Here is a 12,919-nt window from a genome sequence, read left to right as displayed (position 1 = left end):
CCACGTCGTGGCTGGTTGGCGGGGAGACGCCGGGTTCTGAAAACCCACGACAGGTTTTTTTCAGTGAAGGGTCAAAACATCCTACGGAGCGCTGCGAAGAAGGATCACGCCCGGATCGGTTCGGTCGATACCGAGCCCGAATGTCGCTGCCACGGCCCGGGCGAAGGCGTCCGGATTGCGCACCTGGAAGGCGCCGGTAACCGACAGGCGGGCCAGCTCAGGCTCGGCAAGGCGTATCTGGATGCGGTTGTAGCGGTTGATGGCTGCGACGGCCTCGCCAAGCGGGCCGCTGTCCAGCGCCAGCATGCCGGACACCCATTGGGTCTCGGCCGGCAACGTAGGACGGGGCATGTCGGCATTGCCCAGGTCTGCGGTCTGTCCAGCGGCAAGCGTTCGGGCTGGATGGGAGGCTGCGTCACTTGTGCTGGTGAGATCGACCCGCCCCTCAATCACCGCCACCACGGGACTTCCGCTTTCCACGCTGACGTCGAACAGCGTGCTGCGTGCAACGACAGTGCCGCCGGGAATCGTAACGGTGAACGGTCGCTTGCCGTCCGGCGCAACGCGAAAGCGCGCGCGGCCTCGTTCCAGCGAGACCTTCCGCTCGCTCGCGGAAAGGGTGACACGCACGCGCGTGGCGGTGTCGAGCGTGAGCTGCGATCCGTCCGCCAGCGATATGGTCCTGATTTCGCCCAGCGCGGTTTCGTAGGTCGCGGCTTGCGCCGGAGAAACCAGTTCGAGAGGGGATCCATTGCGCAGCAAGCCGATACCGCCGATCCCGAGCAGGACGACGACGCCAAGGCTGGCAGCCGCAACATGGGTGCTGTGCCGCATCAGGAAGGGTGCGCGAACCAGCTTTCGCGTGCGGCCGATGTCGCTGTCGGCCAGCAACGAGCTATCCTGCCAGTGACGCTCCGCCTGCGCATAGGCGATCCGATGGCGCGGATCGGCATCCAGCCAGACGGCAAAGGCTCGCTCGACGTCCGGACTCGCAGGTTCCTGCCGACGTGCCAGCCAATCCCCGGCGGCATCCTGGATAGCGCGCGGAATGGAACGAACTTCGTCAGCCATGGTCGCTGAGGTGTCGCCCAAGTTGCTTGATCGCCCGGCTCATCTGCTTTTCCACGCCTCGCACGCTCAATCCCGTCTGTTCCGCGATTTCGGCGTAACTATAGCCATCAAGGCGGCAAGCGAGAAATATTTGCCGGGTCAGCGGCTTGAGGCGCAGGACGGCCTGTTCGATACGGGCAAGACGGTCGCGCGCCTCCAACGCAGCGACAGGATCCCCGCTTCCAATTTCGACATCGTCTATCGGCACATGCTGGGACTGGTGATTACGGGCAACGGTGCGGGCGTGATCGCGCAGGAGATTGTGCGCGGCCTCGCGCAGATAGGCTCCGGGCGAATGGATCGCGACGGCATCGGTTTGCGCGCGGGCAACGAGCCGGGTGAAGACCTGCTGGACGATCTCCTCGGCGCGATCGTCAGGAGCGCGACGATCGAGGAAGCGCAGGAGCCGTGGCCTCTCAGTTCGGTACAATTCGTCGATGGTCGGCGCCATCGATGTCACGCGATCATGCGTCGGCGGCAGCGGCTCGCCTTCGTCGATCGGCAAACGGGCCGCTCCTAGTGCAGGCCGCATGGCTTGTGGCGCAGTGCGCCGATCCCGGCTGTGGATCGCATCGATCGCATCTCCTCGCGTCTGGCGAGGCGATGCCGGCGAAAGCCGGGTGTTGAGAACATGCACGAGCACATGCGCCAACGCCTTTGGCCGCGAACGGCTTGGACATGCGCGTCGGCCACCCGGCCGCACGATGGCGGATCCATTTCATCTCGCACGAGGTTCTCACGCCTCGGCGCCATGCATCGATGGCGCGCCTTCAGCTTATCGCAGGTCGTCCAAGACGCAAGCCCGGCTCTGCGGAACAAGGCGATTTAAGGCTCTGAACAGACATAATATCCTTCCAATCGAGCGGCGTCATTGCCGATGCATTTTTCTTGTCGGGTATTTCTCAATCCGAGCGTCATGGAATGATCGCAAACCGGTTTTGGGCGGCGGATCGGCAGCTTCCGGCGTCCTCATGCATGTGGCTTTGGAGTGAAAGACTGTCCGATGGATATGCCCACCACGCTGTTGGACCGTGCATTGCTGTCCCGTACCGAACTTCACGCCCTGGTCTGGGCCGAACCTCTCCGCCACCTCGCAGGACGCTTCAGCATATCGGATCAAAGTCTCGCCAAACTGTGCGACCGTCTCGATATCCCGCGTCCTCGGCCTGGGCACTGGAACAAGGTCGCGGCCGGAAAGGAGATCGCCGTGCCGGCCTTGCCGCCCGCAAAAGCCGGCATGGACGAGAAGATAGAAATTACCCCGCACCCGGATGGTAGTGCGTCGTCAACTGCGCACGACCCTCTTGCGGCGGCCCGCCACATTCGCAAAGCGGTGCGCGTGGCCGATCGGCTTTCGGATCCGCACTCCATCGTTGCCGGCTGGCTTGCAAATCGAAGGGAGGCGATCGCCCGGGGAAGGCTGGTCTATGATATCTGGCCCAACCGGCCGGTCCGGGCCGCGCCTTTCACGCCGCTCGAACGGCGTCGCCTCAGGATATTGGACACCCTGTTCAAAGCCTTGGAAGCAGAGAAGATCGTCGTCGCCGAGACAGACCGGCATGGTCCCGTTGCGCGGTGCGGACAGGACGAGATCGCATTTCAACTGAGGCCCCGGCTCAAGGAAGTGCGCCAGCGCCTCACTGCCGAAGAGAGACCGTGGCATGGCTCCGGCAAGCAATACCGGCGAGAACTGGTCGAGACGGATGTGCTGGTCTTCGAGATCAAGCGCTGGTTGCCCGGCGATTTGCCCCGCGTCTGGCAGGACGGCCGCAAGGGCATGATCGAGGACAGGGTGGGCGACATACTCGCTACCCTGCTTGCGGCATTCCCGATGATGGCGGCAGCGCGCCAAGAGGCCGAGGAGCGGCAGCGACTAAGGGAGACCGAGGAACGGTGCCGCCAAGTCCTGGCGCAGGAGCTCAAGCTCGACCGCGACCGCTTCCGGTGCTTTCTCGAACAGGCCGGCAGATGGCGCGAAGCTGAACTGGCGCGGGATTTCCTCATGGCGCTGCGCGCCGCGATCCCGGATTCTTCATTGGAAATCGGCGGCACGCCTGCCGCCGAATGGCTGGAATGGGCGCAAGCGCATGTGCAGGCCCATGATCCGCTCGCACAGGGTTCGTCCGCTGTCTTACGGTCGATCTCCGACGTGACGGAGACGACCTATCGTGAGCGCTAGGTTGGGAGCCTCAGGCGCGCCGGAAGTTGGGCTTCAGAACCCTTGCGCCGTCGCGCATCTCGTCGAGCTGATCCGACCAGTACTGCATCATCCGCACGCGCTCGTCCCAATATTCGCCGCGGGTATAGGCACGCCTTATGGCGTTGGTTTCCATATGGGCGAGCTGGCGCTCGATGGCGTCAGGATTGAACTTGCCCGTTTCGTTGAGCAGTGTCGCCGCCATCGCCCGAAAGCCATGCGCCGTCATTTCCGCCTGGCTGAAACCGAGCGCTCGAAGGGCCGCGTTGACCGTGTTCTCGGACATCGGGCGAAGCGGCGAGCGGAAGGAGGGGAAACAGTATCGTCCCGTGCCCGTCAACTCCCAGAGCTGTTCGAAGAGCGCGATGACCTGCGTGGACAGCGGCACGCGGTGCGGTCGACGCATCTTCATCTTCTGCTCGGGGATGTTCCAGACCGAGCGGTCGAAGTCGAATTCGCTCCACTCGGCCTGGCGCAGTTCGCCCGGTCGCACGAACAGATGGGCCGAGAGCCGGAGCCCGAACAGGGTGATGGCGTGGCCGGTGTACCCCTCGATGGCGCGCATCAGTTCGCCCGCGCCCTTGGGCGTGGTGATGGCGGCGAGATGCTTGGCCTTGGGAACCGTCAGCGCGCCGCGCAAATCGCGGGATGGATCCATTTCGGCGCGCGTGGTGGCGATGGCGTAGCGGAACACGCGACCGAGGACGCTGCGCATCCGGCGCGCGCTTTCGTAGCGACCGGTGGCCTCGATCGAGCGGAGCACGGCCAGCGCTTCCTGCGGCGTGATCTTGGCTACCGGACGGCTGCCGATCCTGGGATAGGCCTTGCCGAGCAGCCAGCGGATCTTGCTGAGCGTGACCTCCGACATGCCCTCGCGTTCCTGCTTGGCGACCCATTCTTCGGCGACCAGCTTGAAGCTGTTTTCCTCGGACAGCATCGCGCGCGCCTCGGCGAGCTTCGCTTCGTGCGAGGGATCGAGGCCGGCGGCGATCAGCTTGCGCGCCTCGTCGCGCCGCTCGCGCGCGTCGGCGAGGCCGACGTCGGGCCACGCGCCAAAGGAAAGCGTGCGCTGCTTGCCGAGATAGGCATAGTTCAGCCGCCAGAGCTTGCGGCCGTTCGGCTTGACGAGGAGATAGAGGCCGGCACCGTCGGTGAGCTTGTATTCGCGCTCCCTCGGCCTGGCGCTCGTGACGGTGGTAGCGAAGAGTTTTCCCATGGTATCGGCCCGTCCATAAGGGGCCTTCGATACCATGCAGGATACCATATTTGTTCCCGATTGGTGCCGGATCAGCCCGGATTTGACCGGACGGTCTTAGCACAAAAAACGGCTGAAATCAGCCGTTTTTCGGACGTTCCCGGACGTCGCCAGGAGAACAAATGGTGCCCAGAAGAGGACTCGAACCTCCACGACCTTGCGATCGCCAGCACCTGAAGCTGGTGCGTCTACCAATTCCGCCATCTGGGCACGGGGTAGGAGCGCGCAACTAGCCTCTGGTCGGAGGGCTGTCAATCACGCCGGGTGGATTATTCTTATTTTTTCTGGTTTCCCCGCCAAGACCTTTTACGAGCCTTTTTCAGGCCCCTGCCGCTGAACTGGAGAAATAGCATGGAACGCCCCGAAACCGCTCCACCCGCCTTTTTCGCGCGCGGGGACGGATTGCGGCTCGCCTATCGCCATCGGCCGGGCGCGGGGCCGACGATCATCTTCCTGCCCGGCTACATGTCCGACATGGAAGGCGGCAAAGCGGTCGCGCTGGACCATTGGGCGCGGGATCAGGGCCGGGCGATGCTCCGTCTCGACTATGCCGGCAATGGGGTGAGCGACGGGCGGTTCGAGGATGGGACGCTGGCGAGTTGGCGCGACGATGCGCTGCTGCTGATCGATTCGCTGACAGACGGGCCGCTGGTGCTGGTCGGGTCGTCCATGGGCGGCTGGCTGGCGCTGTTGATCGCGCTGGCGCGACCGGGGCGAGTGGCGGGGCTGGTCGGCATCGCGGCGGCGCCGGATTTCACCGAATGGGGCTTTACCCAGGCGGACAAGGCCTTGCTGGCAACGGAGGGCCGACTCCTGGAACCGACCCCCTATGGCGATGATCCCTATGTCACCACCCTGGCCTTCTGGGAATCCGGCCAGTCGCTCCGCCTGCTGGAGGAGGAAATCGCGATCGATTGCCCGGTTCGCCTGTTGCAGGGCCAGGCCGATCCAGATGTACCGTGGCAGACGGCGCTGCGCATCGCGGAGCGGCTGCGTTCATCCGATGTGCAGATGCTGCTGATTAAGGATGGCGACCATCGCCTTTCCCGCGACGCCGACATCGCCCTGCTGATCCGGACCGTCGCCAGCCTGTTGGACAGCCTCTGATGCCCTTTCTCCTCCCGCTGCTTCTGCTCGCGCCGCAGGCCTATGATCCGGAGATCGAGGCGGTGATGAACCGCAAGAGGAAGGAAAAGGCGGAGGCCGCGGCTTCCGTCCCCGCTGCGCCTGCACGGGCAGCGACGACGGCAAGCGACGGCCGCATTCCCGTGCCGGACAAATATGCCGCGAAATTCCAGGCCTGTCTGGATCAGGCGGTGGAGGCGCCCGACAAGGGCGTCGACTTCGCGCAACAATGGCGTATCGAAGGCGGCAGCTTCTATGCGCGCAACTGCATGGGCTTTGCCTATGCCCGCGCCGAACGCTGGGCGCCGGCGATCGTCGCCTTCGAACAGGGGGCGGATGAAGCCGAACGCAACGGCGAAATGGTGCAGAGCGGCCGTTTATGGGCGCAGGCGGGCAATGCCGCGCTGGCGGCCGGCGATGCTGCCAAGGCGCGCGACGATTTCGACGCGGCATTGGCGCGCGGCCTGCCCGATGGGGTGGAGAAGGGAGAGGTGCATCTCGACCGCGCCCGCGCACTGGTGGCGCTGAACGATGCCCAGGCCGCGCGAGACTCCCTGGACATCGCGCTGGAGCAGGTGCCGCAGGATCCGCTGGCCTGGCTGCTTTCGGCCACCCTGGCGCGACGATCGGGAGAGATGAAACTGGCCCAGGCGCAGATTGCGCGCGCGGTGCAGCTTTCCCCGGATGATGCCTCTGTCGCGCTGGAGGAGGGCAATATCGCCATCCTCACCGATCATGAGGATGTTGCCCGCTCCGCCTGGCAACGCGCCGTGAAGCTGGCCGCGGATGCTCCCGCAGGAAAGGCCGCCGCCGACAATCTTTCCCGCCTGACGCCGAAGCCCGCCAACTGAAGGTGCTCCGGGCGCATCCTCTTCTGGATGCCGACCGGTCCTAATCGAGGTAGAAGTCGACCGTCGTGACGACCCGGACCTTCTTGTACGGCGTATCGCTGGACCCGTCGGCCTCGCCATCGCGCGCCTCGATCGAAAAATAGCCCTGGGTCGCGCTCTTGATGCCACCCACATTGGCGCCGCTGTCCCGGGCGAACTGTTCGGCGGCGGCGCGGGCATCCCGGGTGGCGGCGGCGACCATCTGCGGCTTCACGTCGTTGAGTTTGGTGAAGCTGTAGCGCATGCCCGATCCCTCCTGCAGCGTGACGCCGCGCCGGACCAGGTCGAATTGCTGCGCCACGGCGCGCTGGGCACGGCTGATGTCGGTCGTGCGCAGCAACATCCGCTGGGTGATGGTGATCGTGTTCACGCCATTATTGATATATTGATTGACGCCCGCGCCGGTCGCCGTCAGCGCATCCGACCTGAAGCCGAGGCTGGCGAAATAGGCGCGCAGTTCCCGCGTATTATTGTCGATCTCCGCCCGGACGGAGGGCAAGTCGAAACCGGTGGCCGAGTAGCTGATCGACCAGGTGGCAAGATCGGCCGTCACATCCTTTTCCGCCAGCCCGCGGACCGTCACGGAACGATCCGCCGCCTTGGCCCGCTTGAGCCCGTCGCCCAGGAGGTAACCGCCGCCGACCATGCCAAGGGCCAGCACCCCCGCGCATACCACGAAAAGCTTGTCATGATAGGTTAAAGCCATGCCGCCTCCCCTCTTCCGTCCAGGCCCGCCAGGGCTTATCTTCTGGTCATCTAAGGCGTCAGAGATGAACCGTTGCTTTATGGCGACTAATGGAGTGAAGACTTGCCCAAATATCTGCACACGATGATCCGCGTGACCGACATTGACCGCACCGTGGACTTCTTCCGCCTGCTCGGCCTGGAAGAACAGAAACGCTTCGACAGCGCGGAGGGTCGGTTCACCCTGGTCTTCCTCGCCGCGCCGGGGGATGAGGAGGCGCAGGTCGAGCTTACCTACAACTGGCCTGCCGAGGACGGCACCCCGCCGGAGGTCTATGGCGGCGGCCGCAATTTCGGGCACCTCGCCTATCGGGTCGAGAATATCTATGAGACCTGCCAGCGGCTGTTGGATGCGGGCGTGACGATCAACCGCCCGCCCCGTGACGGATATATGGCCTTTGTGCGGACGCCGGACGATATTTCCGTCGAACTGCTGCAGGACGGGCGTCTGGAACCGGCCGAGCCCTGGGTTTCCATGCCCAATGTCGGAGTCTGGTAAAACCATGCTGGAAGTCGTCCGCATCCCCGTCCTGAACGACAATTATGTCTGGCTGCTGCACGATGATGCCAGCAAGGAAACCGTCGTCGTCGATCCTGCCGTCGCCGGGCCAGTGCTGGAGGCAGCGCAGCAAAGGGGCTGGACGATCAGCCAGATCTGGAACACCCACTGGCATGGCGACCATGTCGGCGGCAATGCGGCGATCAGGGCGGCGACCGGCTGCACCATCACCGGCCCCGCGGCGGAGGCCGAGAAGATCGGCACGCTGGACCGCATGGTCAGGGAGGGCGACAGCGTGTGCATCGGCGCCCACCGGGCGGCCGTGCTGGCCGTGCCCGCCCATACCGCGGGCCATGTCGCCTATCATCTGGCGGACGACCATATGATCTTCGTGGGCGACACGCTGTTCGCCATGGGGTGTGGCCGACTGTTCGAGGGGACGGCGGCGCAGATGTTCGCCAATATGCAGCGCCTGGCCGAGTTGCCCGACGATACCATCGTCTATTGCGCGCATGAATATACGCAGTCGAACGGCCGCTTCGCGTTGACGGTCGAGCCTGACAACGCCGCCTTGCACACCCGCATGGCGCAGGTCGACGCAGCGCGTTTGCGGGGGGAGGCTACCGTGCCGACCAGCATCGGGCAGGAGCGCGCGACCAACATCTTCATGCGCGCCCGCGATGTCGCGCAACTGGCGGAGCGACGGGCGGCGAAGGATGCGGCGTGACGGTTTCCACGCCGGTTGAGCGTCTTGGAAGCGGGGACGAATGAGGAGAGGTGTCGTGCGTCCATGGATATCGCGGTCCGTCCCGTGGCTTGTCCCGCTGTTGCTGGCGGGATGCTCGGGCAGCTATCAGCCGCCCAAGCTGACCGAAAAACAGACGAGTGAGCTGGAACAAGCCCTCGCCGGCAAGGTGGCCGGCGAAAAGACGAGTTGCGTCAATCACGAACCCCAGACCAACCTGACCGCCATCAGCGGCAATGTGCTGCTCTATCGGGTCAGCGGGCGACTGGTCTATCGCAACGACCTGATCGGCAGTTGTACCGGGCTGACGCGTGGCGATACGATGATCATCAAGACCTGGGGATCGCAATATTGCCGGGGCGACATGGTCACCAGCGCCGACCTGACCACGGGAATGGTGACGGGAAGCTGCGCGCTTGGCGACTTCACGCCCTATCGCTCGCCGAGCAAATAGGATCGCCTCCCGGCGCGGCCTTCCCGCACGGGCAGGAACAACCTACCCCTTGTACAGCGCGTCCAGCCGATCCTGATAGCGGGCGCGGATGACATGCCGACGGATCTTCATCGACGGGGTCATCTCGCTATTGTCGATGGTGAAGGGCTCGTCGGCCAGGATGAAGCGCCGCACCCGCTCGATCACGGACAGATCGTCGTTCACCCGATCGACGGCGGCGCGCAGCGCAGCCAGATAATCGCCATCCGCCTCGATCCCCTCGACCTTGCGCCCCCGCGCCTGCACCCATTCGCGCGTCCATTCGGCGTCTGGCACCAGCAGCCCCACCAGATGCGGACGACGGTCGCCATGGACCATCGCCTGCCCGATCTCCGGCTGGAGCGTCAGCATGCCTTCGACTTTCTGGGGCGAGACATTGTCGCCCTTGTCGTTGACGATCAGGTCCTTCTTGCGGTCGGTGATGCGTATGCGCCCCCTGGCATCGATCTCCCCGATATCGCCGGTGTGCAGCCACCCATCCTGCAACGCCTTTTCCGTTTCCGCCGGATTGCGCCAATAGCCGTGCATCACCAGCTCGCCGCGGACGAGGATTTCGCCATCCTCCGCAATCCGCACCTCCACGCCGTCGAGCGGCGGCCCCACCGTATCCATGGCGATCCCCGCGCGCGGCCGGTTGCAACTGATCACCGGCCCGGCCTCGGTCTGGCCATAGCCCTGGAGCAGCGTCAGTCCCATGGCATCGAAGAACAGGCCGACATCGGGATTGAGAGGAGCGCCGCCTGACACCAGCGCCTTCATCCGCCCGCCGAAGCGCGCCGCCACCTTGGGCTTCAGCGTCCGCGCCAGCAGCGCCTTCATCGGCAGGTCGATCAGGGATGTCCTCCCCTGCTGTTCCTTCGCCGCGATGCGCAGCGCCTGTCCCAGCAGATAGGTGGGAAATTTGCCCTGCTTCTCGATCGACTTGATGATGCGGGTGCGCAGCACCTCGAACAGGCGGGGGACGACGACCATGATCGTCGGCCTTGCCTCCTCGATATTGCTGGCCAGCTTTTCCAGCCCTTCCGCATAATAGATCTGCCCGGCCGCCATGATCGGCAGGAACTGGCCCCCGCTATGCTCATAGGCGTGGGAAAGGGGGAGGAAGGACAGGAACACCTCTTCGCCCCGCCCGAAATCCTCCTCCAGCAAGCTGTCCGCGCCCTCGATGTTGCAGAGGATCGCACCATGATGCTGCATCACCCCGCGCGGCGCGCCGCCGGTGCCGCTGGTATAGATGATGCAGGCCAGATCCTCGCGCTTCGCCGCCTGGCTGGCGGCGCAGGCTTCGATGTCGGTGGGATAATGGGCGATCAGGTCGCTCCACAAATGGCAGGTGACCTGCCCCTGCATGCCGCGCAACGGCTCCATGCCGATGACGATGTTCGCCTGCGATCGAAGCACGGCGGGCATCAGGGTCTGCGCCAGCTTCGCAGTGGAGACGATGACCGCGCGAGCGCCGCTGTCGGTCAGGATATGCTGGTGATCGCGCGTGGTGTTCGTGGTGTAGGTCGGCACGGTGACGCATCCGGCCGCCATGATGGCAAGGTCGGCGATGCAGAATTCCGGCCGGTTCTCGCTGACCAGCATCACCGGATCGCCGGGCTTCAGCCCCTGCGCCTGCAAGGCGCTGGCCAACGAGGCGACTTCAAGGGCGACCTCGGTCCAGCTCAGCGACTGCCATTGCCCGGCTGTCTTGCGCCAGAGGAAAGGCGCGTCACCCATCGCCTTCGCGCGGGCGAAGAACAGGGTCACCAGATTGGGAAAACGCTCCTTCGCGCTCAAAACGGCATCTCCTCACTCGCGGCGCATCTTCGGCGCGCTCTTCCGCCTGCCTGGCAGGCTATAACCGCGCCATGCCGTAACGGCCAAGATTTTTCGCGGCTTTCCCAAGACGCTTGCGAGTGCGGAGATTCAATCTGGACGAGAATGGGAAGAAGACAGGCATTCGCCCGCATGCAGCGCGCCGGGAAGGCGTGATGCCGTTCCTGCGACCTGAGCCAGGCCGACCCGCTCCCTGAAACGGTGAGGCCCGGTCCTGCTTGCGCAGGCCGGGCCTCATTCCCTCTCCAAGCTGGTGACCGGATCAGCCGTCGTAATCGCCGCCGATATTCTGGTTGCGCGGCGGGGCCGCGGCGGTCAGGCGCAGCGCCTCCGCCGACTGGGCGATCGAGCCGATTTCATCGGGCGTGTCGTCATCGTCAATCTGCACCTTCTGCAGCGACGCGACGAGCGAATCGTGCAGATCGACCGGAAGGACCGTCTCTTCCGCGATTTCACGCAGTGCCACGACGGGATTTTTATCGCGATCACGGTCCAGCGTCAGCTCCGCGCCGCCGGAAATCTCGCGGGCGCGCTGCGCGGCAAGCAGGACGAGGTCAAAACGGTTGGTAACCTTGTCGACGCAATCTTCGACGGTAACGCGGGCCAAACGGGCGCTCCTGAACCAAAGGTAAAATAGTGAAATGCGCGCCTAACAGCGCCTGTTCCAAGAGTCAATGAAAAGCCCATAAAGTCATGGCCAGCCGCCCCGAATGCGGGCATGAACGGAGCATGGCGAGCATCGGGCAGGCAGAGCCGGGTCATGGCGGGGAACAGGGCAGGGAACAGATCGACCTGTCGCTGCACGCCAACCACCTGCGCGTGATCGAGACGGGGCCGGCGCTGCGGCAGGCGCTGGTCGACCTGATCGACGGCGCGCGGGAAAGCGTGAAGCTCTATTATTACATCTTCGCGGCCGACGACAGCGGACGGCTGATCCTGGACCGGCTGATCGCGGCACAGCGGCGCGGGGTGGCGGTCACGCTGATGATCGACGCTTTCGGATCGGGATCGACGCCGCTCGCCTTCTTCGATCCGCTGGTGGCTGCGGGAGCGCATTTCGGCCGCTTCGGCGTGCGCCGATCGATGCGCTACCTGATCCGCAATCACCAGAAGCTGGCGATTGCCGACGACCGACGGCTGCTGATGGGCGGCTTCAACGTCGAGGACGGCTATTTCGGGATTCCGGCGGAGGATTGCTGGCACGATCTGGGCCTGTTGGTGGAAGGGCCGCAGGTGCAGGCGATGACCAGCTGGTACGGCCAGCTCTGGCGCTGGGTCTCGACGCGAAGGCAGCGGTTCCGCACGCTGCGCCGCATGGTGCGCAACTGGCACAGCCCCATCCATCCCGTAGCGGACGAGCCGATGCGCTGGGTGATCGGCGGCCCCACCCGGCGGCTCAGTCCCTGGGCGCAGCTTGTGAAGCATGATCTGGAGCAGGCAGGGCGGCTCGACATGGTGGAGGCCTATTTCTCGCCGGGCCGCGGCATGCTCAAGCGCATTGCCAGGGCCGCGCGGCGCAAGGGATCTCGCCTCATCCTGCCCTCCAGGTCCGACAATGGCGCGACCGTCGCGGCGGCGCGGCTGCTCTATGGCCCCCTCCTCCGGCGCGGCGTGGAGATCTGGGAATATCAACCGTGCAAGCTGCACATGAAGCTGATCGTGGTGGACGATGCGGTCTATATCGGCTCGGCCAATTTCGACATGCGCAGCCTGTTCCTCAACCTGGAAATCATGCTGCGGATCGAGCATGCCGGCTTTGCCAAGGCGATGCGGGCGCTGATCGACCGTAGGGCGGGAGAAAGCCGCCAGGTCACTCTCGAAACCTACCGCTCCCAGCGCAGCCTGCCCACGCTGGTCAAACAGTGGATCAGCTATTTCCTGGTCGGCGTGCTCGACTACACTGTGACCCGCCGCCTCAACTTCCGCGACCCCGATGCCGACTAGCAGTTCCGTTCCGCAAGCGCTGGAGCGCGCTGCGTCAAATCTGATGCCAGCCGCCAACACGGTTTTCTCGTCGCATCATCGCCAGCGGAAAACCGG

Annotated in this window: 13 protein-coding genes and 1 tRNA gene; 7 read left to right on the top strand and 7 right to left on the bottom strand. The window is 64.7% G+C overall.

What is annotated here, in order from left to right:
* Positions 1-81: 81 nt before the first annotated feature.
* Positions 82-1,071 (bottom strand): FecR family protein, encoded by a 990-nt coding sequence (locus MRBLSP13_RS03895; protein ID WP_363752806.1) that lies wholly within the window; start codon positions 1,069-1,071, stop codon positions 82-84.
* Positions 1,064-1,561 (bottom strand): RNA polymerase sigma factor, encoded by a 498-nt coding sequence (locus tag MRBLSP13_RS03890; protein ID WP_363752880.1) that lies wholly within the window; start codon positions 1,559-1,561, stop codon positions 1,064-1,066. Before MRBLSP13_RS03890 ends, MRBLSP13_RS03895 begins: the two co-directional genes overlap by 8 nt.
* Before the next feature lie 558 nt (positions 1,562-2,119).
* Here MRBLSP13_RS03890 and MRBLSP13_RS03885 point away from each other — a divergent pair.
* On the top strand, positions 2,120-3,289 hold the full coding sequence (locus MRBLSP13_RS03885; protein ID WP_363752804.1) for a hypothetical protein: 1,170 nt from the start codon (positions 2,120-2,122) through the stop codon (positions 3,287-3,289).
* Between the two features lie 10 nt (positions 3,290-3,299).
* Here the strand turns inward: MRBLSP13_RS03885 and MRBLSP13_RS03880 are convergent, their stop codons facing one another.
* Both MRBLSP13_RS03880 and MRBLSP13_RS03875 read right to left on the bottom strand, forming a co-directional pair.
* Positions 3,300-4,523 (bottom strand): tyrosine-type recombinase/integrase, encoded by a 1,224-nt coding sequence (locus MRBLSP13_RS03880; protein ID WP_363752802.1) that lies wholly within the window; start codon positions 4,521-4,523, stop codon positions 3,300-3,302.
* A 162-nt stretch (positions 4,524-4,685) separates the two neighbouring features.
* Positions 4,686-4,772: transfer RNA gene (locus MRBLSP13_RS03875), tRNA-Leu, on the bottom strand.
* A 141-nt stretch (positions 4,773-4,913) separates the two neighbouring features.
* On the opposite strand from MRBLSP13_RS03875, the gene MRBLSP13_RS03870 reads away from it, so the two are divergent.
* Complete coding sequence (locus tag MRBLSP13_RS03870; protein ID WP_363752800.1) at positions 4,914-5,669, top strand: alpha/beta fold hydrolase; 756 nt, start codon at positions 4,914-4,916, stop codon at positions 5,667-5,669.
* Entirely contained in the window at positions 5,669-6,538 is an 870-nt protein-coding gene (locus MRBLSP13_RS03865) for a tetratricopeptide repeat protein (RefSeq protein ID WP_363752798.1), read from the top strand. Before MRBLSP13_RS03870 ends, MRBLSP13_RS03865 begins: the two co-directional genes overlap by 1 nt.
* Positions 6,539-6,578: 40 nt before the next feature.
* Here MRBLSP13_RS03865 and MRBLSP13_RS03860 read toward each other — a convergent pair whose 3' ends face one another.
* Positions 6,579-7,283 (bottom strand): SIMPL domain-containing protein, encoded by a 705-nt coding sequence (locus tag MRBLSP13_RS03860; protein WP_363752796.1) that lies wholly within the window; start codon positions 7,281-7,283, stop codon positions 6,579-6,581.
* A gap of 102 nt (positions 7,284-7,385) precedes the next feature.
* Here MRBLSP13_RS03860 and MRBLSP13_RS03855 point away from each other — a divergent pair, with 102 nt between their 5' ends.
* From MRBLSP13_RS03855 to MRBLSP13_RS03845, 3 genes are read left to right on the top strand one after another with little or no spacing between them, the layout of a single operon-like run.
* A complete protein-coding gene (locus tag MRBLSP13_RS03855; RefSeq protein ID WP_363737529.1) occupies positions 7,386-7,820 on the top strand; it encodes a VOC family protein in 435 nt (144 codons plus the stop codon).
* A 4-nt stretch (positions 7,821-7,824) separates the two neighbouring features.
* Positions 7,825-8,547 carry a hydroxyacylglutathione hydrolase gene (gene gloB / locus MRBLSP13_RS03850; protein ID WP_363737527.1) on the top strand — a complete coding sequence of 241 codons (723 nt, stop codon included), beginning with the start codon at positions 7,825-7,827 and terminating at the stop codon, positions 8,545-8,547.
* A 55-nt stretch (positions 8,548-8,602) separates the two neighbouring features.
* Complete coding sequence (locus MRBLSP13_RS03845) at positions 8,603-9,019, top strand: hypothetical protein (protein WP_363752794.1); 417 nt, start codon at positions 8,603-8,605, stop codon at positions 9,017-9,019.
* 42 nt (positions 9,020-9,061) lie between these two features.
* On the opposite strand, the gene MRBLSP13_RS03840 is transcribed toward MRBLSP13_RS03845, so the two are convergent.
* Both MRBLSP13_RS03840 and rpoZ read right to left on the bottom strand, forming a co-directional pair.
* Entirely contained in the window at positions 9,062-10,840 is a 1,779-nt protein-coding gene (locus MRBLSP13_RS03840) for an AMP-dependent synthetase/ligase (protein ID WP_363752792.1), read from the bottom strand.
* A 301-nt stretch (positions 10,841-11,141) separates the two neighbouring features.
* Positions 11,142-11,486 carry a DNA-directed RNA polymerase subunit omega gene (gene rpoZ, locus MRBLSP13_RS03835; protein WP_007688625.1) on the bottom strand — a complete coding sequence of 115 codons (345 nt, stop codon included), beginning with the start codon at positions 11,484-11,486 and terminating at the stop codon, positions 11,142-11,144.
* Between the two features lie 86 nt (positions 11,487-11,572).
* Here rpoZ and MRBLSP13_RS03830 point away from each other — a divergent pair, with 86 nt between their 5' ends.
* On the top strand, positions 11,573-12,823 hold the full coding sequence (locus MRBLSP13_RS03830; protein WP_363752790.1) for a phospholipase D-like domain-containing protein: 1,251 nt from the start codon (positions 11,573-11,575) through the stop codon (positions 12,821-12,823).
* Positions 12,824-12,919: the final 96 nt, after the last annotated feature.

The organism is Sphingobium sp. LSP13-1-1.1 (genome assembly GCF_040676415.1).
GTDB lineage: Bacteria > Pseudomonadota > Alphaproteobacteria > Sphingomonadales > Sphingomonadaceae > Sphingobium.
This window is presented reverse-complemented; position numbering and strand designations above follow the sequence as displayed.